The 26,861-nt window shown below is 68.4% G+C and carries 21 protein-coding genes and 1 pseudogene; 15 read left to right on the top strand and 7 right to left on the bottom strand.

Going from position 1 to position 26,861, the window contains the following annotated elements; genetic code table 11:
* Together Q8S30_RS02000 and gfa are read right to left on the bottom strand one after the other, a co-directional pair.
* Positions 1–137 (bottom strand): annotated as a pseudogene (locus Q8S30_RS02000) (S-(hydroxymethyl)glutathione dehydrogenase); the annotation flags it as partial.
* Positions 138–240: 103 nt separating this feature from the next.
* The gene (gene gfa, locus Q8S30_RS01995) at positions 241–822 is read right to left on the bottom strand and encodes an S-(hydroxymethyl)glutathione synthase (RefSeq protein WP_305664356.1); all 582 of its coding nucleotides are present in this window, start codon (positions 820–822) and stop codon (positions 241–243) included.
* Between the two features lie 254 nt (positions 823–1,076).
* On the opposite strand from gfa, the gene Q8S30_RS01990 reads away from it, so the two are divergent.
* The 3 genes from Q8S30_RS01990 to Q8S30_RS01980 are packed head-to-tail and all read left to right on the top strand — an operon-like array spanning position 1,077 to position 3,700.
* Positions 1,077–1,823, top strand: coding sequence for an ABC transporter permease (locus Q8S30_RS01990; RefSeq protein ID WP_305664355.1), 747 nt, complete (start codon positions 1,077–1,079; stop codon positions 1,821–1,823).
* Between the two features lie 54 nt (positions 1,824–1,877).
* The gene (locus Q8S30_RS01985) at positions 1,878–2,897 is read left to right on the top strand and encodes an ABC transporter substrate-binding protein (protein ID WP_305664354.1); all 1,020 of its coding nucleotides are present in this window, start codon (positions 1,878–1,880) and stop codon (positions 2,895–2,897) included.
* Complete coding sequence (locus Q8S30_RS01980; RefSeq protein WP_305664353.1) at positions 2,894–3,700, top strand: ABC transporter ATP-binding protein; 807 nt, start codon at positions 2,894–2,896, stop codon at positions 3,698–3,700. Before Q8S30_RS01985 ends, Q8S30_RS01980 begins: the two co-directional genes overlap by 4 nt.
* 16 nt (positions 3,701–3,716) lie before the next feature.
* Here Q8S30_RS01980 and Q8S30_RS01975 read toward each other — a convergent pair whose 3' ends face one another.
* Positions 3,717–5,987, bottom strand: coding sequence for an adenosylcobalamin-dependent ribonucleoside-diphosphate reductase (locus tag Q8S30_RS01975; protein ID WP_305664352.1), 2,271 nt, complete (start codon positions 5,985–5,987; stop codon positions 3,717–3,719).
* A 156-nt stretch (positions 5,988–6,143) separates the two neighbouring features.
* On the opposite strand from Q8S30_RS01975, the gene Q8S30_RS01970 reads away from it, so the two are divergent.
* Entirely contained in the window at positions 6,144–6,566 is a 423-nt protein-coding gene (locus Q8S30_RS01970) for a DUF1489 family protein (RefSeq protein ID WP_305664351.1), read from the top strand.
* Between the two features lie 78 nt (positions 6,567–6,644).
* Here the strand turns inward: Q8S30_RS01970 and hisG are convergent, their stop codons facing one another.
* From hisG to hisS, 3 genes are read right to left on the bottom strand one after another with little or no spacing between them, the layout of a single operon-like run.
* Entirely contained in the window at positions 6,645–7,352 is a 708-nt protein-coding gene (gene hisG, locus Q8S30_RS01965) for an ATP phosphoribosyltransferase (RefSeq protein ID WP_305664350.1), read from the bottom strand.
* Complete coding sequence (locus tag Q8S30_RS01960; protein ID WP_305664349.1) at positions 7,346–8,449, bottom strand: ATP phosphoribosyltransferase regulatory subunit; 1,104 nt, start codon at positions 8,447–8,449, stop codon at positions 7,346–7,348. The genes hisG and Q8S30_RS01960 overlap by 7 nt, the downstream gene beginning before the upstream one ends.
* Positions 8,449–9,954 (bottom strand): histidine--tRNA ligase, encoded by a 1,506-nt coding sequence (gene hisS, locus Q8S30_RS01955; protein WP_305664348.1) that lies wholly within the window; start codon positions 9,952–9,954, stop codon positions 8,449–8,451. Before hisS ends, Q8S30_RS01960 begins: the two co-directional genes overlap by 1 nt.
* Before the next feature lie 144 nt (positions 9,955–10,098).
* Between hisS and Q8S30_RS01950 the strand changes: the two genes are divergently transcribed.
* Positions 10,099–10,311: a SlyX family protein gene (locus Q8S30_RS01950; protein ID WP_371135419.1), complete on the top strand. Its 213-nt coding sequence runs from the start codon at positions 10,099–10,101 to the stop codon at positions 10,309–10,311.
* Between the two features lie 690 nt (positions 10,312–11,001).
* Positions 11,002–12,084, top strand: a complete 1,083-nt coding sequence (locus Q8S30_RS01945; protein ID WP_305664347.1) for an AbrB family transcriptional regulator — start codon at positions 11,002–11,004, stop codon at positions 12,082–12,084.
* Here the strand turns inward: Q8S30_RS01945 and dnaE are convergent.
* Positions 12,081–15,587 (bottom strand): DNA polymerase III subunit alpha, encoded by a 3,507-nt coding sequence (gene dnaE / locus Q8S30_RS01940; protein WP_305664346.1) that lies wholly within the window; start codon positions 15,585–15,587, stop codon positions 12,081–12,083. The genes Q8S30_RS01945 and dnaE overlap by 4 nt on opposite strands.
* Positions 15,588–15,760: 173 nt before the next feature.
* Between dnaE and xdhA the strand changes: the two genes are divergently transcribed.
* The 9 genes from xdhA to Q8S30_RS01895 all read left to right on the top strand — a co-directional run bounded on the left by xdhA (position 15,761) and on the right by Q8S30_RS01895 (position 26,815).
* Positions 15,761–17,122: a xanthine dehydrogenase small subunit gene (xdhA, locus tag Q8S30_RS01935; RefSeq protein WP_305664345.1), complete on the top strand. Its 1,362-nt coding sequence runs from the start codon at positions 15,761–15,763 to the stop codon at positions 17,120–17,122.
* Positions 17,119–19,539, top strand: a complete 2,421-nt coding sequence (xdhB, locus tag Q8S30_RS01930; RefSeq protein WP_305664344.1) for a xanthine dehydrogenase molybdopterin binding subunit — start codon at positions 17,119–17,121, stop codon at positions 19,537–19,539. Before xdhA ends, xdhB begins: the two co-directional genes overlap by 4 nt.
* Entirely contained in the window at positions 19,536–20,495 is a 960-nt protein-coding gene (gene xdhC, locus Q8S30_RS01925) for a xanthine dehydrogenase accessory protein XdhC (RefSeq protein WP_305664343.1), read from the top strand. Before xdhB ends, xdhC begins: the two co-directional genes overlap by 4 nt.
* Positions 20,495–22,075: an ABC transporter ATP-binding protein gene (locus tag Q8S30_RS01920; protein WP_305664342.1), complete on the top strand. Its 1,581-nt coding sequence runs from the start codon at positions 20,495–20,497 to the stop codon at positions 22,073–22,075. Before xdhC ends, Q8S30_RS01920 begins: the two co-directional genes overlap by 1 nt.
* Complete coding sequence (locus Q8S30_RS01915; protein WP_305664341.1) at positions 22,062–23,144, top strand: ABC transporter permease; 1,083 nt, start codon at positions 22,062–22,064, stop codon at positions 23,142–23,144. Before Q8S30_RS01920 ends, Q8S30_RS01915 begins: the two co-directional genes overlap by 14 nt.
* On the top strand, positions 23,141–24,070 hold the full coding sequence (locus tag Q8S30_RS01910; RefSeq protein ID WP_305664340.1) for an ABC transporter permease: 930 nt from the start codon (positions 23,141–23,143) through the stop codon (positions 24,068–24,070). Before Q8S30_RS01915 ends, Q8S30_RS01910 begins: the two co-directional genes overlap by 4 nt.
* Positions 24,071–24,136: 66 nt before the next feature.
* Entirely contained in the window at positions 24,137–25,219 is a 1,083-nt protein-coding gene (locus Q8S30_RS01905; protein WP_305664339.1) for a BMP family ABC transporter substrate-binding protein, read from the top strand.
* Between the two features lie 79 nt (positions 25,220–25,298).
* Positions 25,299–26,375: an FAD-binding oxidoreductase gene (locus Q8S30_RS01900; RefSeq protein ID WP_305664338.1), complete on the top strand. Its 1,077-nt coding sequence runs from the start codon at positions 25,299–25,301 to the stop codon at positions 26,373–26,375.
* Positions 26,376–26,467: 92 nt separating this feature from the next.
* A complete protein-coding gene (locus tag Q8S30_RS01895; protein WP_305664337.1) occupies positions 26,468–26,815 on the top strand; it encodes a carboxymuconolactone decarboxylase family protein in 348 nt (115 codons plus the stop codon).
* Positions 26,816–26,861: the final 46 nt, after the last annotated feature.

The raw sequence follows: 26,861 nt of genomic DNA, 5'->3' as shown, positions 1-26,861 counted from the left end.
GTGAACTCGTCGGTGTGGCAGATCCCCGTCGCCTTGATCTCCACCAGAACCTCGCCGGCCTTCGGCCCTTCAAGGTTCACCTCCATGATCTCCAGCGGTTGTCCCGCTGCAACGGCAACCGCGGCGCGCGTTCTCATGTCTTGTCTCCTTGGGCATCACCGCGGGACCGGCCGGCGGCATTCATTCAGGGGTAGGACGGAAAGGGCCGGGGGTCGCGCCCCGGCCCCTCGCGCGGAAAGGTCAGGCCGGCAGCGCGCCCGAGGCCTTGGCGATATGGGTGGCGATGGCGTCCATCAGCGGCGGCGACAGCGCGTCATAGGGTTCCAGCCCCAGTTCCTTCAGGCGGCCGCGGATGCCCTCCATGCGCGACGGATCCACCCCGCTCTCGATCACCGAGGACACGAAGGCGGCGAATTGCGGTTCCGACCAGCCATCCGCATCCGAGAGTTCGGTATGGATGAAGTCGAGCCCGTAGAACGGATGGCCGGTATTCTCGATCCGGCCATACATATGGGTGCCGCAGCCGGTGCAGGCATGGCGCTGGATCGCCGCCTCGGCATTGACCACCTTCAGCTTGTGGGCGTTCTGGGTGACGGTGACCGCATCGCGGCCGACAACCGCAACCTGGCTGAAGACCGCGCCATCGGGCTTCCAGCATTTGGTGCAGCCGCAGACGTGGTTATGCGCGGTCTGCCCGCCGACCTTCACCTCGACCTTGTCGGTGGCGCATTTGCAATGCAGCGTGCCACCGCCGAAATCCGCGCGGCCGGGATGCACCCCGCCGTCCACGGCTGGATGGATCTTTACATTCTCGTAGGTCATGACTTCCTCCCCGTCCATCTGACGGCACAACTCTGTCACTGCCGCGGCCCTTCCGTCGATTCAGCCAAAGGGGGGAGGCGGGGAGTTTCTGGACCCGGCCTCATCCGAAAGGAGGGTTGTCTTGCCCCCATGCATGGCGGACAACGAAGCATGAGTTTCCTCACGCGCCCCGGCCCGGATCGTGACGCAGCGGATGCCCGCTTTCGCTGCCCCATGCCCTGTTGCCCCATGTCCGACTGCCTGAGGGCGGGCGAATGATCGCCCTGCTGCGCCTTGGCTTTCTGGCGGGGTTGGTGCTGCTGTGGTGGATCGCCTCGGTGCAGGTGCCGCGCGGGCTGTTCGCCTCGCCGCTCGAGACGATGGAAGCGGCGGGGCGGATGCTGGCCGAGGACCGGCTGGGGGCCGCTCTGTCTGCCAGCCTGAAGATCTATGCGACCGGCACGCTGCTGGCCGCCGCCGCCGGGATCGCGCTTGGCGCGGCGATGGGGCTGTGGCGGCCCTTCGGGCGCACGCTCGACATCTTTGTCTATGCGCTGGCGGCGACGCCGCGGGTGGCCTTCATCCCGCTGATCATCACCCTGCTGGGGCTGGGGTTCGAGGCGAAGACGCTGATCATCTTTCTGGGCGCAGTGATGCCGGTGATCCTGAACACCTATACCGGCGTGCTGAACACCGACCGGGATCTGGTGGAGATGGCACGGGCCACCGGCGCCTCGCAAGGGCGGATCTTCTGGCATATCGTGCTGCCGGGAACGCTGCCGTTCCTGCTGACCGGGATCCGGCTGGGGGCGACCATCGGGCTGATCAACACGGTGGTGGCCGAGCTTTACACCGCCGTCACCGGGCTTGGCGGGCTGCTCGCGCTCTATGGCAGCCGGTTCCAGATGGCGGAATATTTCGTCGTCGTGCTGACCCTGTCGCTGATCGGGGTGACGGTGACCGAGGGGCTGCGGCTGGCCGAGCGGCGGCTGACCCGCTGGCGCGCGGCTGAGACGGTTTGAAGACTGGCCCGGCGGGGGGAGACGCCGGGGGCAATGCATCGGGAGGAGAAGACCATGAGACCCACTAAATTGATGGCGCTGGCAGTCTGTGCCGCGGCGCTGGCCGGGCCAGTGGCGGCAGAGCCGTTCCGGCTGATCGTCACCGATATGGAGGCGCCGCTAGTGCCGAACTCGGTGATGGATCTGGCCCTGCAAGAGGGGTATTTCGAACGCGCCGGCGTCGAGGTGGAGCTGGTGCGCGTGCAGCAGACGCCGATGGCGATGGCGGCGCTGCGCGCAGGCGAGGGCGAGATGGCGAATGTCGCCGTGGAGTCGATGCTGCAATCCGTCGCGCAGGGCGCGGATGATCTGCGCGCGGTGATGTCGCCCAACAAGTCGCTGCCCTTCCTGATCGCCGCGCAGGGCGGCATCGCCAGCGCCGGTGATCTTGAGGGCAAGCGCTTTGGCGTCGGCCGCATCGGCAGCCTCGATCACACGCTGAGCATGCAGGTGCTGGAGAGTGCAGGAGTGGATACCGCATCGCTGCAGATCGTGGCGCTTGGCCAGCCAAGCGTGCGGGCGCAGGCGTTGCTGGCGGATCAGATCGACGCCACGACCATGTCGATCGGCGTGTTCACCGCGCTGGAGGCGCAGGCTGCCGGGTCCGCGCAGGTGCTGGTGGATGTGGATGCCTATTACCGCGCAGCTCCGGTGGTGTCGAAGGTGAACGCCGTCACCTCCGAGACTTTGGCCAGCCGTGGGCCAGAGGTGGAGGCCGTGATCGAGGCGCTGACCCTCGCCGCACGGGACTTTGCCGCCGATCCGCAGCTGTGGGTGGCAGCGATGCAGAAGGCCCGGCCCGACGTGGCCGAGGCCGACCTGCAAAAGCTGGGCGCTGCCTTTGCCGGATCGTGGAGCGTGAATGGCGGCTTGCAGCGCAAGGAGCTGGAGGTTTCGGCCGCCTGGCTCTACGCGAGCGAGGACTTCAAGGGCGTGACGCCCGCGCCGCTGGAGGCCTGGACCGAGTTCGGCCCGGTCGAGGCGGTGCTGGCGCGGATCGGCACCACGGACGGATCGGATGCGCTGACACGATGACAGGAACAGACGGCACGCTGGTCAGCTTGGCCGGCGTGTCATGGAGCTTTGACGGCAGCCCGGCGCCGGTGCTGCAAGGGGTGGACCTGACGGTCGCGCCCGGCGAGGTCGTGGTCGTGCTGGGGCCCTCGGGCTGCGGCAAGACCACGCTTTTGCGGATCATCGCGGGGCTGCTGCGGCCGGAGTGCGGCACGGTTCGGGTGGCCGGGCACGCTCCGGTTCCCGGGCAGGACAGCGCCATCGTGTTTCAGGGCTATCGGCTGCTGCCGTGGAAGACGGTGGCGCAGAATATCGGCTTTGCGCTGCACGCCCTGCCCCTGGCGGAGCGGGAGGCGCGGGTGGCGGGGTATCTGGATCTGGTGGGGTTGGCGAAATTCGCGGGCGCCTACCCGGCGGCACTGTCGGGCGGGATGCGGCAGCGGGTGGCGCTGGCGCGGGCGCTGGCCTGCCAGCCGCGGCTGCTGCTGATGGATGAGCCCTTCGCCGCGCTGGACGCCCAATCGCGCGAGCTGATGCAGATGGAAACCATGCGGCTGATCGCGGGGGCCGAGGGGCCGGCGCCCGGCATCGTGTTCGTGACCCACAGCGTCGATGAGGCGCTGATGCTGGCCGACCGCATCGTGCTGATGTCACCGCGGCCGGGGCGGATCGACCAGATCCTGCCGGTGGGCTTCCCGCGCCCGCGCTGGCAGGCGGACCCGCGCCACGCGCCCGAGTTCGCGCAGCTGCGCCAGCACCTGTGGGACCGGCTGCGCGCGATGGTGCTGTCGGACCCCCAGTCGGATTTCTACGGGCGGGGGTGAGCCGCCCGAAGTCGCCTCAGCTGCATTTCGAGTAGCCGCAATCGCCGCAGGTCATGCAGCCCTCGACCATCCGCAGCCCGAAGCTGCCGCAGGACGGGCAGGCCTTGCCGCGGGGGGCCTCGCCGGCCGAGACCACCATGCGTTCGGCCTGCGGATCGGTTTTCAGCCCCATCCCCTCGCCCGCCAGGAAGCCGGTGGCGATCATGTGCCGCTCGATCACCCCGCCGATGGCTGCCAGGATCGAGGGCACATAGCGCCCCTGCATCCAGGCGCCGCCGCGCGGATCGAACACCGCCTTCAGCTCTTCGACCACGAAGCTGACATCGCCGCCGCGCCGGAACACGGCCGAGATCATCCGCGTCAGCGCCACGGTCCAGGCGAAATGCTCCATGTTCTTGGAGTTGATGAACACCTCGAACGGCCGCCGGCGGGTGCCCTGCACGATGTCGTTGATGGTGATGTAGATCGCGTGCTCGCTGTCGGGCCATTTCAGCTTGTAGGTGGCACCTTCCAGCGATTGCGGCCGGTCCAGCGGTTCGGTCAGGTAGACCACCTCGGCGCCCTGATCGACTTCGGGCGCCGTCTCGGTGCTTTCCGACACCGACAGCACCGACCCCGTCACCGCGTTCGGGCGGTAGGTGGTGCAGCCCTTGCAGCCCTGATCCCAGGCCGCCATGTAGACGTCCTTGAACGCCTCGAAGTCGATGTCTTCCGGGCAGTTGATGGTCTTGGAGATGGAGCTGTCGATCCATTTCTGCGCGGCGGCCTGCATGCGCACATGGTCCAGCGGCGGCAGGGTCTGGGCGTTGACGAAATACTCCGGCAGCGCCGCATCGCCGAACTTGTCGCGCCACAGCTTTACGGCATAATCGACCACTTCCTCTTCGGTGCGGCTGCCATCCTTCTGCAGGACCTTGCGGCGATAGGCATAGGCAAAGACCGGCTCGATCCCCGAGGACACGTTGCCGGCATAGAGGCTGATGGTACCGGTGGGGGCAATCGAGGTCAGCAGCGCGTTGCGGATGCCGTGGGTACGGATCGCCTCGCGCACATCCTCGTCCATCTGCATCATATTGCCGCTGGCGAGGTATTTCTCGGCATCGAACAGCGGGAAGGCACCCTTCTCTTTCGCCAGATCGACCGAAGCCAGGTAGGAGGCCCGCGCGATCCGCTTCATCCAGGCCTCGGTCTGCGCCGCGGCCTCTTCGGAGCCATAGCGCAGCCCGGTCATCAGCAGCGCATCGGCAAGGCCGGTGACGCCAAGGCCGATCCGACGCTTGGCGCGCGCCTCCTCGGCCTGTTGCGGCAGCGGGAAGCGGCTGGCATCGACCACATTGTCCATCATCCGGATCGACAGGCGCACCAGATCATCGAGCGCCTCGGGGTCGAGATCGGCATCCGCCTCGAACGGGTTCTTGACCAGCCGGGCCATGTTGATCGAACCCAGAAGACAGGCGCCATAGGGCGGCAGCGGCTGCTCGCCGCAGGGGTTGGTGGCGGCAATGGTCTCGGCATAGCCGAGGTTGTTCATCCGGTTGATCCGGTCGATGAAGATCACTCCCGGCTCGGCGAAATCATAGGTCGCCTGCATGATCTTGTTCCACAGGTCGCGCGCCTGCACGGTGTGGTAGACCCGGCCGTCGAACTGCAGATCCCAGGAGCCGTCGGCCTTCACCGCCTCCATGAACGGATCGGTGATCAGCACTGACAGGTTGAACATGCGCAGGCGGGCCGAATCCTGTTTGGCCTCGATGAAATGCTCCACATCCGGGTGGTCGCAACGCATCGTCGCCATCATCGCGCCGCGGCGGCTGCCGGCCGACATGATGGTGCGGCACATCGCATCCCAGACATCCATGAAGGATAGCGGGCCAGAGGCATCGGCGGCGACGCCGCGCACCTCGGCGCCGCGCGGGCGGATGGTGGAGAAATCATAGCCGATGCCGCCGCCCTGCTGCATGGTCAGCGCGGCCTCTTTCAGCATGTCGAAGATGCCGCCCATGCTGTCGGGGATCGTGCCCATGACGAAGCAGTTGAACAGCGTCACGCTGCGGGCGGTGCCGGCGCCGGCGATGATCCGGCCCGCCGGCAGGTATTTGAAATCTTCCAGCGCGGAGTAGAACCGCTCTTCCCAGATCGCAGGCTCGGCCTCGACGGCAGCCAGCGAGCGGGCGATTCGCCGCCAGGTGTCCTCGACAGACTGATCGACCGGGGTGCCATCCGCCTCTTTAAGCCGATATTTCATATCCCAGATCTGCTCGGCGATGGGGGCGGCGAAGCGGGTCATCGAATGTCCTTGCGCGTTTTTGGTCGGGAATCCTGCCGGCGCGGGCTGCCGGAACAGCCGCATCCGCGGGCTTCCACGATACCCTCCCGGGCGCGGCCAGTCCACCCATTGCCGACGCTAGCTGCGCGCCTATATACCCGGTCTTGGGGGTGCCTGGTGACCGATCACATAAATCTCGTGAAGCTCTGCGTGGGCGCCGATGCGGTGGAAGACCTGCTGGAGTGGCAAAAGGCCCGCTTCGCGGAGGGCAATCCTGTGCATGTCACACGGATGTGGCCCAAGCGCGCCGAGGAGATTCTGGCGGGCGGCTCGCTCTACTGGGTGTTCAAGGGCGCGGTGCTGGCCCGGCAGCGGATCGTGGCGCTGGAGCCGCGGACTGGCGCCGATGGCATCGCCCGCTGCGCCATCGTCATGGACCCCGAGGTGATCCGCACCGAACCGATGCCCAAGCGCCCGTTCCAGGGCTGGCGCTACATGCCAGCCGCTGACAGCCCGCGCGACCTGCCCAAGGGCCGGGGGCGCGAGGAGCCCCTGCCGCGCGAGCTGCTGCAGGCGCTGGCGGAGATCGGGCTGCGCTGAGCCTGTGGCCGGCGCCGGGGGACTTTGCGTCCCCCGGACCCCCTGCAGGATATTTGGAAAAAAGCAAAGGCGGGGGGGTCAGAGCCCCTGCGGGCGGGTCAGGCCGAGGGTCGGCAGCAGGCGGTCCAGCACCTCGCTGGCGCCGTTGGTCCAGTCGGCGCCGCGGGCGGCGAAGAGCATGGCCTGGCTTTCGTGGATCAGGCCGCCGGTCAGGATCTTGAGGTGATTGGCGCGCAAGGTCTCGCCGCTGGAGGTGATGTCGGCAATGGCCTCGGCGGTCAGGTTCTTGACGGTGCCCTCGGTCGCGCCCTGGCTGTCGACCAGCTGATAATCGGCAACGCCCTGATCTTGCAGGAACTCCCGCACCAGCCGGTGATATTTGGTGGCGATGCGCAGGCGGAAGCCATGCGCGCGGCGGAAGGCGGCGGCGGTGGCGTCGAGATCGTCCAGCGTTTCGACATCCACCCAGCAGGCCGGCACCGCAAGGATCAGGTCGGCATGGCCAAAGCCGAGCGCGGCGAGTTCGGCCACCTGATCGGGCCAGTCGGCCAGCCGGTCGCGCACGAGGTCGGAGCCGGTGACGCCGAGGTGGATGCGCCCCGCTGCCAGCTCGCGCGGGATCTCGCCCGCCGAGAGCAGCACCAGTTCCACCCCTTCGCAGCCCTCGACCGCGCCGGCATACTCCCGGTCGGACCCGGTGCGGGCCAGGGTCAGGCCGCGGGCGCCGAACCAGTCGAAGGTCTGTTCCATCAGCCGGCCCTTGGAGGGCACCCCGAGTTTCAGCATTGCTGCGCCTCCAGACTGGCAACCAGCCCCGGCCGGATCACGCCGCCCACTGCCGGGATGGAGCGGCCGCCGTTCCGCCCCAGCACCCGGGTCAGCGCGTCATAGCGCCCGCCAGAGGCGACCGGGGGCAGGGCCGGGTCGGCTGCTCGGAAGCTGAAGACGAAGCCGTCGTAATATTCCATCGTGCTACGGCCGTGGCTCGCCTCGAAGATCAGCGCGGCCACATCGACACCGCGCGCGGCCATGGCGTCGAGCCGACGGGCGAGGCCGGCGACGGCGGGGGCAATCGCCGGCATCTCGGGCGCCAGATCCTGCAGGCGGGCAAGGGCTTCGGGGGCCGGGGCGGCGAGGTCGAAGAGGGCGTTCAGGAGCGCCACCTCATCCGCAGCAATCGGCGGGGCGGCGGCGTCTTCGGCGAGGGCCGCAAGGCGGGCGGTGATCTCGACGGGGGAGCGCAGGCCGATCAGGGGCGCGTCGCTGTCTGCGGTGCCTGCGGCGATCCGGGCCAGCAGGGCGGCGCGGGCGGCGGGGACCGGGGCCTTGCCGCCGAAGCGGTCGAGCAGCGCGTGGAAGCGCTTCGGACGCCACAGATGGCGCAGGAGGGCGGCCTTGCGGCTAGAGAGAGTGTTGAGCCCGCCTACGGCGGCCATCAGGATGCCGATATCGCCTACCGCGGCGCGCAGGCTCAAGGGAGCCAGCAGGCCCGCGAACAGCGCGAAAACCTCGGCATCCGCAGCGGGTGCGTCGTCACGGGCGAAGACCTCATAGCCGACCTGGAAATATTCGGGGGCGCGCGGGCCGCGATGGTCCTGCTTGCGGAACACCTCGCCGAAATAGCAATAGCGGGCCGGGTCGGCGCCGTTCGCCATATGCATCTGCACCACCGGCACGGTGAAGTCGGGGCGCAGCATCATCTCGCCGCGCAGGGGGTCTTGCGTCACGAAGGCGCGGGCGCGGATATCTTCGCCGTAGAGGTCCAGCAGCACCTCGGCGGGTTGCAGGATGTCGGCCTCGACCTCGGCGGCACCGGCGTCGCGAAAGGCGGCCAGCAGGCGCTGGCCGGTGGCGCGGGCCTCGGCTTTGCCGGGGACAGACATCAGCCCTGCTCCAGCATCGCCAGCACCTCGGCGACCAGATCGGCGCGGGGAACCTCGCGTTGTGCAGGGCGGGCCTTCCATTCCTCAAGGCTCGCGCCCTCGGCGATGCGGGCGCCGAGGATCAGGTCTTTCAGCACCACCGTGCCGCGCTCCGCCTCGTCCCCGCCCTGGATCACCGCGACGGGAGAGCCGCGTTTGTCGGCGTATTTCAACTGGTTGCCGAAGTTCTTGGGGTTGCCGAGATAGACCTCGGCCCGGATCCCGGCGCGGCGCAGGTCACCGGCCATGGCGAGGTAATCGGCCATGCGCTCGCGGTCCATGACCGTGACGACGACCGGACCGGCGCTGGCGGCACCGGCGCGGCCCTTTTCGCGCAGGGCGGCGAGCAGGCGGTCCACCCCGATGGAGACGCCGGTGGCGGGGACCGACTGGCCGGTGAAGCGCTTGACCAGATCGTCATAGCGACCCCCCCCCGCGACGGAGCCGAACTGGCGTTTGCGGCCCTTTTCGTCGAGGATTTCGAAGGTCAGTTCCGCCTCGAACACCGGGCCGGTGTAGTAGCCGAGGCCGCGGACGACGGAGGGGTCGATCTCTACCCGGTCCGGGCCATAGCCCTGCGCGGCCAGAAGTTCGGAAATCATTTCAAGCTCTTGCACGCCTTCAAGCCCGATGGCGGAGCCGCCCGCAAGCTCGTGCAGGCGGGCGACGGTGGCGGCGCCGGTCTCGCGCTTGGCGGCCATGAAGCCCATGACCACTTCGACCTGATCGGGGCTGAGGCCGGCGCCTTTGGTGAAGTCGCCGGACTCGTCCTTGCGGCCCTCGCCGAGGAGGGCGCGGACGCCGTCCTGCCCGAGGCGGTCCAGCTTGTCGATGGCGCGCAGGACGATGCCGCGTTCGGCGAAAAAGCGTTCGGGATCAGTGGGATCGAGGACGCCCGCCACCTCCATCACCCCGTTCAGCACCTTGCGGTTGTTGACGCGGACGATGTAGTCGCCACGGGGGATGCCGACGGCTTCGAGCGTGTCGGCGAGCATGGCGCAGATTTCGGCGTCGGCGGCGACGCTGCCGGAGCCGACGGTGTCCGCATCGCATTGATAGAATTGACGAAAACGCCCGGGCCCCGGCTTTTCGTTGCGCCAGACCGGGCCCATCGCGTAGCGGCGGTAGGGGCTGGGGATGTCGTTGCGGTATTGGGCGGCGACGCGGGCGAGCGGAGCCGTGAGGTCATAGCGCAGGGCGAGCCAGTCGCCGGGCTTGTCGCCTTCCGCATCCTCTTGCCAGGCGAAGACGCCCTCATTCGGGCGGTCGACATCGGGGAGGAACTTGCCGAGCGCCTCGACCGTCTCTACCGCGGAAGTTTCAAGCGGATCAAAGCCATAGCGGTGATAGACCTCGGCGATGGCATCGAGCATCGCCTTGCGTTCGGTCACCTCGGCGCCGAAATAGTCGCGGAAGCCCTTGGGGGATTCCGCGCGCGGTCTGCGGGGGGCTTTGTCCTTGGCCATCATCGCCTCGCTTGCTGTCGGGCGGGGGTGTAGCGGATGGGCGGGCGCGGGACAAGCGGCGAGGGTTTGCGGGCGATATGGAAAGCATGCAGAAACCATGCGGATACCATATGTAAAGTGAAACAGTACGACATGGGGGCCGGGATGGTGATGGAACCGAGGCTGCAGGCCAGCGAAGAGGCGATTGCGCATCTGAGCCGCGCAGTGGACGAGCTCTCGGAAGTGGTCGCGCGCCAGCAGCGCGAGATCGATGTGCTGACGCGCCGCGTGGCGATGCTGATGCAGCGCGAGGCGGAGCGCGAGACCGAGGGCGGCGGGACGATCCCGCTGGCGGATCAGCGGCCGCCGCATTGGTGAGGACGCGTCCTTGGCGACGGCGGGGGCCTTCTGCCCCTATGAGGCGAAAGAAAGCGGGGGGCCTTCTGCCCCCCGCGCCCCCCGAGGATATTTAGACCAAAACGAAGGGGGAGCGGCGCGGGTGCGGGCCGGGTGAGCGGGGCGCCTTGGGGGGCGGAAGCCGGGGGGCTTTCTGCCCCCCGGACCCCCTGAGGATATTTATCCCAGCAAAAAGCGGAAGGGGCACGGGCCGGTCATGGCTGCTTTGCTTCCCCTCAGCGCGCGAGCGAGGGGCTTTGGCGCGGAATCACATGCTCCTGGCTTGTGCTGACAAAGGGCAACCCCCGTCCGCCGGGTGGGCGAGCAAGGGCGGTTCCAGGCACTTTATGGTACGGCCTACCTCCACCGTGGTTCTAGGCGGAACCGTGAGGAGCGCCCGCCCGAGGGGGTAATGAGCGACAAGAAATCTTCCGGTGGAAGGTTTCCGCGAAGAACGCCCGGCCAACAGACGCGCAACCTCGGCCGGGCCCGGCGGCGCTGAAGCGCCTTGTTCCGGGCAAGGGAGGGTGCGTGCGGGTTTGAGCGCGCGCCGGAGAGCCAGAGCCCCTCCCACCCGCCGGGTTGCACCGGCCCGGGGGAGGTGCCACAACCGCGGCAGGCTGTCGCAGCCTTCCTTCTTTCCCCTCGACGCAGCTGACCCCGAGTGCGCCAATGCCCCTGACCTTCCAGATCGGACGCACCGAGGTGCATCTGCCGACCGTGTTGCTGACGCTGGCACTTGGGACCGCGGGGGGGCTGGTGGCGCGGGCGCTGCATGTGCCGCTGGCCTTGCTGCTGGGATCGCTGCTCGCGGTGGGCGCGGCCTCGGTCTTTGGGGTGAAGCTGGCCGGGCGCTTGCCGGCGCTGCCGCAGGATGTGCGGCTGGTCTTCGTGCCGGTGATCGGGGTGGCCATCGGCGGCGCCTTTACGCCTGACATCCTGCGCGAGGCGGCGCTTTGGTGGCCGTCGCTGGTGGCGTTGGCGCTGTTCATTCCGGCGGCGCATTGGATGGGCTTCAAGGCGCTGAGCGCCACCGGGCAGCTGGACCCGGTGACGGCCTTCTTCGGCACCGCCCCGGGCGGGCTGATGGAGACGGTGCAGATGGGCGAGGAGATGGGCGCCGATGTGCCGATGCTGACCATGCTGCAATTCATGCGGCTGATCCTGACCATCGTGCTGGTGCCGATCTTCTTTGCCTGGATGACCGGCCATGCGGTGGGCTCGGCGGGGGGCGCCAGCATGGGGGCGCGCGAGGTGCCGGGACTGAGGGATGTGGTGATCCTGCTGGCGGCGGGAGTGATCGGCGCGGTGCTGGGGCGGCGGACGCGGATTCCGGCGGGGATCATCACCGGGCCGCTGCTGCTGTCCGGGGCGGCGCATCTGAGCGGGCTGACCGCGGCGCTGCCGCCGGGCTGGCTGATCGGGGCGACGCAGGTGGTGATCGGCACCACGCTGGGGGTGCGCTTCGCCGGGGTGGCGCCGCGGGCCTTTGTGGTGGCGCTGCGGCTGGCATCCCTGAACGTGGCGCTGACCATGGCGCTGGCAGGGCTGATCGCGGTGGGGCTGGCGCCACTGGTGCATGAGCCGCGCTCGGCGGTGTTCCTGGCCTTTGCGCCGGGCGGGCTGGCCGAGATGAGCCTGATCGCGCTGTCGCTGCAGGTGAGCGTGCTGTACGTCACCGCGCATCATGTGCTGCGGATCGTGCTGGCGGTGACGGTGGCGCAGGTGTTTTCGCGGCGGCTGAAGAAGCCCTAGATCTCCTCCACCGCCACCACGCCGCCGATGGCCTTCAGCGCACCCTTGATCTGCGGGTTGACCGGCATCTGGCCCGGCAGGGTGATTTCCACCTCGGCCCCCGTTTCCGGATCGGTGACGCAGAAGCTGACCGGGCCGCGGGCGCTGCGGGTTTTGGGATCGTTCTTGATACGGTCGAAGAGGGCGGCGACGGAGGCGATGGCGGCCTCTGCCCCCAGATGGATGCGCAGGCCCGAGCTGCCCGCCTCTGCCGCGACGGCATCGACGGGTTGCGCGCCGCGGGCCAGCAGCTTCAGCGTCTCGCCCTCCAGCGTCGCCTCGACCGTCAGCACCACGGCGAGGCCGGGTTCTAGGTACTGGCGCGCGGCCTCCAGCGTGTCGGAGAAGACGGTGACCTCATAAAGCCCGGTCGGGTCCGAGAGCTGGACGAAAGCGAAGCGATTGCCCTTGGCGGACTTGCGTTCCTGCCGCGAGGAGACGTTGCCGGCGAGCTTGGCGACCAGCGGGCCGCCCCGCGCGGCGTGGGTGAGTTCCGTCAGCGTCATCACCTTCTGGCGCTTGAGCGCGGGCATGTAATCGTCGAGCGGGTGGCCGGAGAGGTAGAAGCCGACGGCGCCGTGTTCCTGCGCCAGCCGCTCCACCGGCAGCCAGTCATCGCCGGGGGCGAGGCGCGGTTCGGGCAGATCGTCCCCCCCTGCCCCGAAGAGCGAGACCTGGGCGGAGGACGCGGCCTCATGCACCGCGGCGGAATAGCTGGCGAGCGCGTCGAGGCTGTCGAAGACCCGGCGGCGGTTGGGGTCGAGCCGGTCGAAGGCGCCGGCGCGGGCGAGCATTTCGAGCGAGCGCTTGCCGACGCGCTTGAGGTCCACCCGGCGGGCGAGGTCGAAGAGGCTGGCATAGGGGCGACCTTGGCGGGCGTCGACGATCATCTTCATCGCCTCGACGCCGACATTCTTGAGCGCGCCGAGGGCATAGAGGATGCGGCCTTCCGACACGGCGAAGGTGGCGAGGCTGCGGTTGACGCAGGGCGGCTCGGTGGTGATGCCCATCCGGTCCACCTCGCGCTTGTAGATCGCGAGCTTGTCGGTCAGGTGGATATCGCAGTTCATCACCGCGGCCATGAATTCGACCGGGTGGTTGGCCTTCAGCCAGGCGGTCTGGTAGCTGACCACCGCATAGGCGGCGGCGTGGGATTTGTTGAAGCCGTAATTGGCGAATTTCTCCAAGAGGTCAAAGACCTCGCCGGCCTTCTTCGCGTCGACATTATGGGTGGCCTTGGCGCCGTTGATGAACTTGGGGCGTTCTTTCGCCATCTCCTCGGCGATCTTCTTGCCCATGGCGCGGCGCAGCAGGTCGGCACCGCCGAGGCTGTAGCCGGCCATGACCTGCGCGATCTGCATCACCTGTTCCTGGTAGACGATGATGCCCTGCGTCTCGGCGAGGATGGAATCGATGGTGGGGTGGATGGATTCCAGCGCCTTGGCGCCGTTCTTCACGTCGCAATAGGTCGGGATATTCTCCATCGGGCCGGGACGGTAGAGGGCCACCAGCGCCACGATATCCTCGATACAGGTGGGCTTCATGCGGCGCAGAGCGTCCATCATGCCGGAGCTTTCCACCTGGAACACGGCGACGGTGCGGGCGGCGGCGTAAAGCTCATAGCTGGGGACGTCATCGAGTGGGATGTGGCCGATGTCATTCTCGGCGCCGGGGGCCGGGTCATAGAGCTTGCGGCCATCCGCGGCGATATGCAGCTGGCCGCCGCCGCCGAGGATCAGGTCGATGGCGTTGCGGATCACCGTCAGCGTCTTCAGGCCGAGGAAGTCGAACTTCACGAGGCCAGCGGCTTCGACCCATTTCATGTTGAACTGGGTGGCGGGCATGTCGGAGCGGGGATCCTGGTAGAGCGGCACCAGATCGTCCAAGGGGCGGTCGCCGATCACCACGCCGGCGGCATGGGTGGAGGCGTTGCGCAGCAGGCCCTCGACAGCCTTGGCGTAGTCCAGCAGGCGGGCGACCACCTCTTCGGCCTTCGCCGCCTCGCGCAGGCGCGGCTCGTCGGCCAGCGCCTTTTCGATGCTGACGGGCTTGACGCCTTCGACCGGGATCATCTTCGACAGCCGGTCCACCTGGCCATAGGACATCTGCAGCACGCGTCCCACGTCGCGCACTGCAGCCTTGGACAGGAGGGCACCGAAGGTGATGATCTGGCCCACCTTCTCGCGCCCGTATTTGCCCTGCACATAGCGGATCACCTCTTCGCGGCGGTCCATGCAGAAGTCGATGTCGAAGTCGGGCATCGAGACCCGCTCGGGGTTCAGGAACCGCTCGAACAGCAGCGAGTAGCGCAGGGGGTCGAGGTCGGTGATGGTCAGCGCATAGGCGACGAGGCTGCCCGCGCCCGAACCCCGGCCGGGGCCGACGGGGATGCCCTCAACCTTGGCCCATTTGATGAAATCGGCCACGATCAGGAAGTAGCCGGGGAAGCCCATCTGCTCGATGATCCCCAGCTCGAATTCCAGCCGCGCCTCATACTCCGGCACCGGCACCGAATGCGGGATCACGGCGAGGCGGGCGGCGAGGCCTTCGCGGGCCTGGCGGCGCAGTTCCTCGACCTCGTCATCGGCGAAGCGCGGCAGGATCGGCGGGTGCTTCTTGACCGCGAAGGCGCAGCGGCGGGCGATTTCGACTGTGCTCTCCAGCGCCTCGGGCAGGTCGGCAAAGAGCGCCGCCATCTCGTCCGGCGTTTTCAGGTAATGCTGCGGGGTCAGGCGGCGGCGGGGCTCCTGCTGGTCGACATAGGCGCCATCGGCGATGCAGATCAGCGCGTCATGCGCCTCGTACATCGAGGCCTTGGGGAAGTAGACATCGTTGGTGGCGACCAGCGGCAGGCCCATCGCATAGGCCATCTCGACATGGCCACGCTCTGTCAGCCGTTCCGCCTCGGGCAGTTGGCCGCCCTCGCCGGGGTGGCGTTGGAGTTCGACATAAAGGCGGCCGGGATAGATCGCCGCCAGCCGCGCCATGAAAGCCTCGGCCTTGACCTGCTGGCCAGCCTGCAGCAGGCGGCCGATGGGGCCATCGGGGCCGCCCGAGAGGCAGATCAGCCCCTCGGCATGAGCCTCCAGCTGGCCCGGGGTCAGCTGCGGCAGCTCACCCGTCTTGTCGAGGTAGAGCCGGCTGTTCAGCTTCATCAGGTTCCGGTACCCGGCCTCGGTTTGCGCCAACAGCACCACAGGAGCCGGGCGGCGCGGGCGTTCGCCCGGCTGCGGCGGATCATAGGCCAGATCGACCTGGCAGCCGACGATGGGCTGCAGCCCCGCGCCCTTGGCCAGCACCGAAAACTCCAGCGCGGCGAACAGGTTGTTGGTGTCGGTCACCGCCACGGCGGGCATCGCCATGCTGGTGGCGGCGGCGATCAGCTTCTTGACCGGCACCGCGCCTTCCAGCAGCGAATATTCGGTATGGACGCGCAGATGGATGAATCGGGGGGCTTTGGTCATCCGGCCAGCCTAGCCTTTGGGCGCGCCGGGCGGAAGGCCGCGAAAACGCTTGCCAACCGCCGCCCCCCGCGATTTTGTGCAAGGCAGCGAACAGGGCGCGCGCCCCGCTTTCCGCCGCATCGGGCGGGCGCGCCACAGCCCAAGCCATGGAGACAGCGGCAGGTTTTTCACGAATGACGGAGATCGCGTTTCTGCTGAACGGAACGCCGGTCCGGGCCTCGGCCGCGGATCCTGCGCGCACCTTGCTGGACTGGCTGCGAGAGGATCGCGGGCTGAAAGGCACCAAGGAGGGCTGCAACGAAGGCGATTGCGGGGCCTGCACGGTGATGGTGACGGACGGCTCCGGGGTACGGGCGCTGAACGCCTGCATCCTGCTGCTGCCGCAACTGCATGGCCGCGCGGTGCGCACGGTGGAGGGGATTGCGGGGCCCGGCGGCGCGCTGCATCCGGTGCAGCAGGGACTCGTCGATCACCACGGCAGCCAGTGCGGGTTCTGCACGCCGGGGTTCGTTGCCTCGATGGCAGTGGGGCACCTGAACGGGCGCCACGATCATGACGATGTGCTGGCGGGGAACCTCTGCCGCTGCACCGGCTATGCGCCGATCATCCGTGCGGCGGAGGCTGCCGAAGCGGAGGCGGTGCCGGAGTGGATGCGGGATGAGTTCGGGGCGGAGGGGCCTGCGCCCTACGCGCCCGCCAGCAGCGATGCGCTGGCGGCCTGGTGTCTGGAGCATCCGGAGGGAACGCTGATCGCCGGGGCCACGGATGTGGGGCTGTGGGTGACGAAAGAGCTGCGGCCGCTGGGGCCGGTGGCGTTTTTGCATGCGGCGCGGGATTTGCAGGTCATTGAGGCTGTGCCGGGCGGGCTGCGCATCGGCGCGGGGGTGACGATTGCGGCATTGCGCGAGGCGATGGAGGGGCCGCACCCGGCCTTTGCCGAGCTGCTGCGCCGCTTTGCCAGCGAGCAGATCCGGGGGGCGGCGACCATCGGCGGCAATATCGCCAACGGCTCGCCGATTGGGGATGCCCCGCCCGCGCTGATTGCGATGGGGGCGGTGTTGCATCTGCGGCGGGGGGAAGACCGGCGGCAGATGCCGCTGGAGGCATTCTTCCTGGACTACCGCAAGCAGGACCGGCTGCCGGGGGAGTTCGTGGAGGCGGTGACGGTGCCGGAGGCTGCGCCGGGGCTGCGCTGCTACAAACTGTCGAAAAGGTTCGATCAGGATATTTCCGCGGTCTGCGGCTGCTTCAATCTGGTCCGGGAAGGTGGGAAAATCACAAGCGCCCGGATTGCCTTTGGCGGCATGGCAGGGGTGCCGAAGCGGGCTGCGGCGGTGGAAGCGGCCTTGGTCGGGCGGGACTGGAGCCTTGAGACGCTGGAGGCTGCCCTGCCCGCCTTTGGCGCGGACTTCGCACCGCTGAGCGATATGCGGGCGAGTGCGGGGTATCGGCTGGCAGCCGCACAGAACCTGTTGCTGCGGTATTTCCATGACCTCTCCGGCGATGCGGTGTCGGTGCTGGAGGTGCGGGCATGAGCGTGGCCTCCTCCCTCCCGCACGAATCCGCCGGGCTGCATGTCACCGGGCAGGCGCGCTATGTCGACGACCTGCCGGTGCCGGCGGGGTGTCTGCATCTGGCCTTTGGCATGACCACGGTCGCGCATGGCGCGATCACGGCGATGGATCTGGACGCGGTGCGCGCCGCGCCGGGGGTGGTTGCGGTCTATTCCGCCGCGGATTTCACGGTGATGCCGGATTGCTCGCCCAGCCTGCATGACGAGCCGCTGCTGGCAGTGGGCGAGGTGCATTACCTTGGCCAGCCGGTGTTCGTGGTGGTGGCAGAGAGCCATCTTGCGGCGCGGCGGGCGGCGCGGCTGGGGCGGGTGAGCTATGACGAGCGCCCGGCGATCCTGACGGTGGACGAGGCGCTGGCGGCGGAGAGCCGCTTCGAGGGCGGGCCGGTGATCTGGGCGCGGGGCGATGCGGCGGCGGCAATCGCCGGGGCGGCGCGGGTGGTCGAGGGCAGCTTCGAGATCGGCGGGCAGGAGCATTTCTATCTGGAGGGGCAAGCGGCGCTGGTGCTGCCGCAGGAGGATGGGGCGGTGGTGTATAGCTCCACCCAGCATCCGACCGAGATCCAGCACAAGGTCGCCGAGGCGCTGGACCTGCCGATGCACGCCGTGCGGGTGGAGATGCGGCGGATGGGCGGCGGCTTTGGCGGCAAGGAGAGCCAGGGCAATGCGCTGGCTGTCGCTTGCGCGGTCGCGGCGGCGCGGACCGGGCGTCCCTGCAAGATGCGCTATGACCGCGACGATGACATGATGATCACCGGCAAGCGCCATGATTTCCGCATCCGCTATCGCGCGGGGGTGGATGCCGAGGGGCGGGTTCTGGGGCTGGAAGTGACGCATCTGGTGCGCTGCGGCTGGTCGATGGACCTGTCGCTGCCGGTCGCGGACCGGGCGATGCTGCATGCCGACAATGCCTATTGGCTGCCCGCGGTGCGGATCGAGAGCCACCGGCTGCGCACCAATACCCAGAGCGCGACGGCGTTCCGCGGCTTTGGCGGGCCACAGGGGATGATCGGGGTGGAGCGGGTGATGGACCATGTGGCCCATACGCTCGGCCTTGATCCGCTGGCGGTGCGGCGGGCGAACTACTATCCGGAGGCTGCCGAGACGGAGGCCGGCCCCGGAGCGGTGACGCAGGATGAGCCGGAGGTGACGGGGGCGGATCGCGATCTGACCTCGCGCGGGGCGGAGGCGGCGGAGGCCGGGGGGCCAGCCCCCCGGACCCCCCGGGATATTTCCGCCAGAACGAATACAACGCCTTACGGGATGGAAGTCGAAGATTTCGTCCTGCATGGGCTGACGGCAGAGTTGCAGAAATCCAGCAATTTTGCCGCAAGGCAGGCGGCGATTGCCGCGTGGAACAGCACAAATCCGATCCTGAAGAAGGGGATCGCGCTGACGCCGGTGAAGTTCGGGATCAGCTTCACGCTGACCCACCTCAATCAGGCGGGGGCGCTGGTGCATGTCTATCAGGACGGCTCGGTGCAGTTGAACCATGGCGGCACCGAGATGGGGCAAGGGCTGCATCGCAAGGTGGCGCAGGTGGCAGCGGCGGCCTTCGGGATTGCCGACAGCCGCATCCGCATCACCGCGACCGATACCGGCAAGGTGCCGAATACCTCGGCCACGGCGGCGTCCTCGGGGGCTGACCTTAACGGGATGGCGGTGAAGGCGGCTTGTGACACGCTGCGGGGGCGGATCGCCGCGTTTGTCGCGGAAAAGCACGGCGGCACGGCGGCGGAGGTGCATTTTGCGGGTGGCAAGGTCTTTGTCGGCATCGAGGAACTGACATGGGAGCAGGCGGTGGCCGCGAGTTATCAGGGGCGGGTCAGCCTGTCGGCGACGGGGTTCTATGCGACGCCGAAGATCACCTGGGACCGGGTGAAGGGCTTCGGGCGGCCGTTCTTCTACTTCGCCTATGGCGCCTCGGTGTCGGAGGTGGTGATCGACACGCTGACCGGGGAATACCGGATCCTGCGCGCCGACATCTTGCATGATTGCGGCGCCAGCCTGAACCCGGCGCTGGATATGGGCCAGATCGAGGGCGGCTATGTGCAGGGCGCGGGCTGGCTGACGACCGAGGAGCTGGTCTGGGATGGCAAGGGGCGGCTGCGGACCCATGCGCCCTCGACCTACAAGATCCCGGCCTGTTCGGACCGGCCGGGGCAGTTCAACGTGGCGCTGTGGCAGCATCCGAACCGCGAGGAGACCATTCACCGGTCGAAGGCCGTGGGCGAGCCGCCGTTCATGCATGGCATTTCAGCCTTTCTGGCGCTGTCGGCGGCCTGCGCGGCTTGCGGGCCCGAGTATCCGGCGCTGGATGCGCCTGCCACGCCCGAGCGTGTGCTGGCGGCGGTGGCGCGGGCCCGGGGGCACGCATGAGCTTTGACGTGCAAGCCCTTGCGGCAGCTGTGGAAAGGCTGGGGCCGCTGGTGCGGGTGCTGGTGGCGGGCGCGGCCGGGTCGGTGCCGCGCGAGGCTGGGGCCGAGATGCTGGTGGGGGCAGCGGCGCAGGAGGGCACCATCGGCGGCGGCACGCTGGAATGGCGGGCGACGCTGCGGGCGCGCGAGCTTCTGGCCGGCGGCGCTGCCGGCGCGGTGAGCCGGGTGCCGCTGGGGCCGGCGCTTGGCCAGTGCTGCGGCGGGGCCGTGACGCTGGCCTTTGAGCGGCTGGATGCGGCGCGGCTGGCGGAGCTTGGGGCCGGGCCGCTGGTGGCGCGGGCGCTGGATGGATCCGCGATGCCGCTGGCGGTGACGCGGTTGCTGGCGCGGGCGAGGGGGCAAGGCGCCCTGCCCCGCTTGCCGCTGCTGGAGGGCGGCTGGCTGGTGGAACGGGCGGCGCAGCCTGCACGCGCGCTGTGGATCTGGGGGGCGGGGCATGTGGGCCGGGCGCTGGTCTCGGTGCTGGCGCCGCTGCCGGACCTGGCGATCACCTGGGTGGATACGGGGGCGGAGCGGTTTCCGGAGGTGATTCCGGCGGGGGTGACGCAACTGGTCGCGGCGAACCCCGCTGACCTTGTGGCCCATGCGCCTGGGGACGCGGAGCATCTGATCCTGACCTTCTCGCATCAGCTGGACCTTGAGCTGTGCCACCGGCTGCTGGGGCATGGCTTCGGCGCGGCGGGGCTGATCGGATCGGCCTCGAAGCGGGCCCGATTCCACAGCCGGCTGCGCGGGCTTGGCCATGCCGATGCTCAGATTTTGCGCATTGCCTGCCCAATAGGCGATCCGGCCTTGGGAAAACACCCTCAGGCCATTGCCGTCGGCGTTGCCGCCGCGCTACTCAAGGGGTCGAGCGGGATGCAAACCGCAAGGGATCGCGCCGGGGGGCGGGCATAGTGACGGGGACCGAGACGGCACAACTTCTGACGATCCGGGGCCTGACCAAGGCCTATCCGGGCGTCATCGCCAATAGCGACGTGTCGTTTTCGGTGGCACCGGGCGAGGTTCATGCCTTGCTGGGCGAGAATGGCGCGGGGAAATCCACGCTGGTGAAGGCGATCTACGGGCTGGTGCGGCCCGATGCGGGCGAGATGCGGATGCGGGGCGAGGTTTATGCGCCATCCGAGCCGCGCGCCGCACGGGCCGCGGGCGTGGCGATGGTGTTTCAGCATTTCTCGCTGTTCGAGGCGCTGAACGTTGCGGAAAACGTCGCGCTTGGGATGGAGACGCCGCCGCGGCAGCGCGAGCTGAGCGCGAAGATCCGCGCGGTCAGCGAGGCTTACGGGCTGCCGCTGGACCCTTCGCGGCTGGTGGGCGACCTGTCGGCCGGGGAGCGGCAGCGGGTCGAGATCATCCGCTGCCTGCTGCAGGACCCCAAGCTCTTGATCATGGACGAGCCGACATCGGTGCTGACCCCGCAGGAGGTGGAGATCCTGTTCGCCACGCTGCGGCAGCTGTCGGCCGAGGGCACCGCGATCCTTTATATCAGCCACAAGCTGGAGGAGATCCGCAGCCTGTGCGACAGCGCCACGATCCTGCGGCGGGGCAAGGTGGTGGCCACCTGCACGCCGCGCGAGGTTTCGGCGCGCGATCTGGCCGAGATGATGGTGGGCACGGCGCTGACCCCGCCGGCGCGGGCGCCGCGCACCGATTGGGCGGGCGCGCCGGCGCTGGAAGTGACGGGACTGTCGGTCGCCTCCCCCATGCCGTTCGGCACCTCGCTGAAGAATGTGGGCTTTGCGGTGGCGCGGGGCGAGGTTCTGGGGATCGCCGGGGTCGCCGGCAACGGGCAGGACGAATTGCTGCTGGCGCTGTCGGGGGAACTGAAGTCGGCACCCGGCATGGTGCGGGCGGCAGGGGTGGATCTGGGCGACAAGGGCCCGAATGACCGGCGGCGGGCGGGCTTTGTGGTCGCGCCCGAGGAGAGGCTGGGCCATGCCGCCGCGCCGGGGATGAGTCTGGTGGAGAATGCCCTGCTGTCGGGCGCCATCCGCATGGGGCTGGTCAGGCGCGGCTTCATCGACTGGGCTGCCACTCGGGCCTTTGCCGAAGGCGTGGTCAGGGACTACGACGTGCGCACCCCCGGCACCCATGTCGCGGCGCGGGCGCTGTCGGGCGGGAACCTGCAGAAATTCGTGATCGGGCGCGAGCTGAGCCAGGAGCCGGCCGTGATCGTCATCAACCAGCCGACCTGGGGCGTCGATGCCTCGGCCGCGGCCGCGATCCGGCAGGTGATCCTGGACCGGGCGGCGGCGGGGGCTGCGGTGGTGGTGATCAGCCAGGATCTGGACGAGCTGATGGAGATCGCCGACCGTTTTGCCGCGCTGAACGAGGGGCGGCTGTCGGTGCCGCGCCCGGTGCAGGGGCTGACGATGGAGGAGATCGGGCTGATGATGGGCGGCGCGCACGGGATGCATGTGCCCGAGATTGGCGCGGCGCATCTGCTGCATGCGGAGGCCGCCGATGCTGAAGCTTGAGCGGCGCCCTGCCCCCTCGCGGCTGTGGACGGCGGCGACGCCGGTGCTGGCGGTGATCGCCACGATGATCGCGGGCGGGCTGCTGTTCGCGGCGCTTGGCAAGGATCCGGTCGAGGCGATCCGCACCATCTTCTGGGACCCGCTGTTCGGCGAGTTCGCCAGCTATTCACGCCCGCAGCTGCTGGTGAAGGCGGGCCCGCTGATCCTGATCGCCATCGGCCTGAGCCTTGGCTTCAAGGCGCAGGTCTGGAACATCGGGGCCGAGGGGCAGTACATGATGGGCGCGCTGTTCGGCGCGGCGACGGGGCTGGCCTTCTACCCGACCGATAGTGTGCTGCTGTTCCCGGCGATGGTGGTGATGGGCGCGTTTGGCGGGTTCCTCTGGGCGATGATCCCGGCGGTGCTGAAGCTGCGCTTTGGCACCAGCGAGATTCTGGTGTCGCTGATGCTGGTCTATGTGGCGCAGCACATCATGTCGGCCGCGTCCTTCGGGATGCTGAAGAACCCCGAAGGCATGGGCTTTCCGGGCAGCCGAAATTTCCAGCACTACCCGGCCGCGTTCAACGGTGAGCTGATCGCCGGGACCGGGATGCATTGGGGCGGGGTTGCCGCGCTTGGGGCGGTGGTGGCGGCCTATGTGCTGCTGTCGCGGCATATCCTGGGCTTCCATATCCGCGTGGCAGGCGAGGCGCCGCGGGCGGCGCGGTTTGCGGGTGTCAGCCCGGCGCTGCTGACCTCTGTCTGCCTTGGCACCTCTGGCGCGCTGGCGGGTCTGGCGGGCCTCTTCGAGGTGACGGGGCCTGCGGGGCAGATCACGACCGATTTCGCCTCGGGCTACGGGTTCACGGCGATCATCGTGGCGTTTCTGGGCCGGCTGCATCCGGTGGGCATTTTGCTGGCGGGACTGCTGATGGCGCTGACCTATATTGGCGGCGAGCTGGCGCAGTTGACGCTGAACCTGCCCTCCGCGGCGGTGCAGGCGTTCCAGGGGATGCTGCTGTTCTTCCTGCTGGCCTTTGACGTGCTGGCGAATTTCCGCATTCGTCTGGCAGGGAGGGCGCGCGCATGATGGGCTCCATCGACCCGATCCTGCTGATCGCCTCGCTGATGGTCGCCTCGACCCCGATCCTGCTGGCGGCGATTGGCGAGCTGGTGACGGAAAAGGCCGGGGTGCTGAACCTTGGCGTGGAAGGCATGATGATCGTCGGCGCCATTGCGGGCTTTGCCATGGCGGTGGAGACCGGCTCGCCGCTGATGGGGTTCCTCGGGGCGGCGCTGGCGGGCGCGGCGCTGTCGCTGATCTTTGCCTTCCTGACGCAGGTGCTGCTGTCCAATCAGGTGGCGACGGGGCTTGCCCTCACGCTGTTCGGCATCGGGTTTTCGGCGCTGATCGGGCAGGGCTACACGGGCGTGCGCCCGCCGCCGACGCCGAAGATGGATTTCGGGCCGCTGTCGGATATTCCGGTGATCGGGCCGATGCTGCTGCGCCATGACCCGATGGTCTATGTGTCGATCCTGATCATCGCGGCGGTTTGGGCCTTCCTGAAGTTCACCCGCGCGGGCCTCGTGCTGCGCGCGGTGGGCGAGAGCCATGATGCCGCCCATGCGCTTGGCTACAAGGTGGTGCGGCTGCGCGTGCTGGCGATTGCCTTTGGCGGGGCCTGTGCGGGGCTTGGCGGCGCTTACCTGAGCCTTGTGCGCGTGCCGCAATGGACGGAAGGCATGACCGCTGGCGCCGGCTGGATCGCGCTGGCCATCGTTGTCTTCGCCAGCTGGCGGCCTTGGCGGGTGCTGGCGGGGGCCTACCTCTTTGGCGGGGTCACGGTGCTGCAGCTGAACCTGCAAGCGGCGGGGGTGGCGATCCCGGTGCAATACCTGTCGATGGCGCCCTACCTGATCACCATCCTTGTGCTGGTGCTGATTTCGGCCGACCGTCGCCGCGCGGCGCAGAACGCCCCGGCCTCGCTGGGTCGGGTCTTCCATGCCTCGAGCTAATCCTTCACCGCCGCCCCACCGGGCGGCCCCGCATCACCGATGACACCTCAAGGGAGCACCCCGAACATGCAACGCAGAACCCTGCTCAAATCCAGCGCCGCCGCGCTGGTCGCCGTATCGCTGGCCGGTCCGGCGCTGGCGCAAGACCCGCTGAAGGTGGGCTTCATCTATGTCGGCCCGATCGGCGACCTCGGCTGGTCCTACCAGCATGACCAGGGCCGTCTGGCCATCGAAGAGGAATTTGGCGACAAGATCGAGACCGTCTATCTGGAAAGCGTGCCCGAAGGCGCCGATGCCGAACGCGCGCTGACGCAGATGGCGATGCAGGGCGCAGACCTGATCTTCACCACCTCGTTCGGTTACATGGATCCGACGATCAACGTGGCGGCCAAGTTCCCGGATGTGAAATTCGAACATGCGACCGGCTACAAGCGCGCCGACAACGTCGCCACCTACAATGCCCGCTTCTATGAAGGCCGCGCCGTGATGGGCACCATCGCCGGCCACATGACCAAATCGAACAAGATCGGCTATATCGGGTCTTTCCCGATCCCCGAGGTCATCCAGGGCATCAACGCCACCTTCATCCACGCCCAGAAGGTGAACCCCGATGTCGAGATCAGCGTGGTCTGGGCCTATACCTGGTTCGACCCGGCGAAAGAGGCCGATGCCGCCAAGGCGCTGATCGAGCAGGGCGTGGACGTGATCCTCGCGCATACCGACTCTACCGCGCCGCTGGCCGAAGCTGCCAAGACCGAAGGCGTGATCGGCTTCGGGCAAGCGTCCGACATGCTCGACTTCGCGCCGAGCCCGCGCGTTTCGTCGATCATCGACGACTGGTCGCCCTATTACATCAAGCGCGTGCAAGAGGCGCTGGATGGCACATGGACCTCGACCGACACCTGGGGCGGGATCGGTGAGGGCGAAGTGGTGATCGGCGAGATCACCGATGCGGTGCCGGCCGAAGTGAAGGCCGAAGCCGAGGCGCTGGCCGCCGCCATTGGCGACAAGTCCTACCACCCCTTCACCGGCCCGCTGAACAAGCAGGACGGGTCTGCCTGGCTGGCCGAGGGCGAAGTGGCCGATGATGGCACGCTGGCTGGCATGAACTTCTATGTCGAAGGCATCAAGGGCGACATCCCGCAGTAAGCGCGGCACCCTGACACGGCAGAGGGGGGCAATCGTGCCCCCCTCTTGCGTTCTGACGGCAACGGCTTGGGAGACGGGCATGCAGGATTTCGTGATCATCGGCGGCGGCATCGCCGGCATCTCGGCGGCGGCGCGGCTGTCGCATCTGGGTCGCGTCACCCTGCTGGAGGCGGAACCGGCGCTTGGCTACCACGCCTCGGGCCGCTCGGCCGCGCTGTTCGAGCCGCGCTATGGGCTGGCGCCGGTGGTGGAGCTGAGCCTCGCCAGCGAGGAGCATCACCGCCACGCAAACGGCGGCGTGCTGAGCCCACGCGGCATGATGATCGTGGCGCGGCAGAGCGAGGCGGAGGCCTTCGCCGAGGACATCGCCGACATGGCGCTGGACCAGATCACCGTGGAGGAGGCGCGGGGGATGGTGCCGATCCTCAACCCGGAGGCCGTGGCGCTGGCCGGCTATGCGACCCATGCCGAGGATATCGACACCGACCTGCTGATCCAGAACTTCCTGCGCGAGGCGCGGGGGAATGGGGCCAGCATCGTCACCGGCGCGCGGGTGACGGGCATTGCGCGGGATGCCGGCGGCTGGACCGTCACCAGCGCCGCGGGCAGCCATTCCGGGCGGATGCTGGTGAATGCCGCCGGGGCCTGGGTGGACGGCGTGGCTCAGATGGCGGGGGTGCGGCCCCTGAAGTTCCAGCCCAACCGCCGGTCCATGGCGCGGATCCCGGCGCCGGGCGGGCATGATCTCACGCGCTGGCCGATGATCTTTGGTGCCGGCGAAGGCTGGTATTGCAAGCCAGATGCCGGGGCGCTGATCGTCTCGCCGGCCGAGGAGCACCCGATGGAGGCTCACGATGCCTGGGCCGATGACATGGTGCTGGCCGAGGGGCTGGCGCGCTATGAGGAGATGGTGACAGAGCCGGTGACCCGCATGATCTCCAACTGGGCCGGCCTGCGCACTTTCGCGCCCGACCGGGTGCTGGTGATCGGGCCGGATTCGGTCGTGCCGGATTTCTTCTGGCTGGCGGGGCAAGGCGGCTATGGCTTCCAGACCAGCCCTGCTGCCAGCCAGTTGGCCGCGGATCTGATCGCCGGACGCGCGCCCGCGGTCGATGCGGCCACCGTCTCGGCGCTGTCGCCCGCTCGGTTCGGCTGAACGCATTCAGAACGCCGCATGAGTTGACCCGCATCAAGGTGCGGGTCCGTCGTCCATGCCAAGTGTCCTGGGCACGCAAGCAGGAGACGGACATGGACTACCAGACCAAGATCGACACGATGCGCGACGAGCTGCGCACGCTCTACAAGGCGATTCCCGAAACGGCGCGTGGTTTCAGCGCCCTGTCGAAGGGCGTGAAAGAGGGCGGCGTGCTGGGGATGAAGGAGAAGGAGTTCATCGCGCTTGGAATCGCGGTCGGCGTGCGCTGCGAGCCTTGCATCGTGCTGCATGTCGATGCCCTGATGAAGGAAGGCGCGACCCGGGAAGAACTGGGCGACGTTCTGGCGATGGCCGTGCAGATGGGCGGTGGCCCCGCGATGATGTATGCCGGGCACGCGCTGGCCTGCTGGGATGAACTGGCGGCCGCGAAAGCCGTATAAACCGGACACGTTTCCGTTGCCCCCGCCCTGGCCCCCGTGACATTTC

It is taken from the genome of Frigidibacter sp. (assembly GCF_030695035.1).
Classification (GTDB): Bacteria; Pseudomonadota; Alphaproteobacteria; order Rhodobacterales; family Rhodobacteraceae; genus Frigidibacter.
Note: the sequence above shows the minus strand (reverse complement) of the source record. Positions and strands in the feature narration are given on the sequence as shown.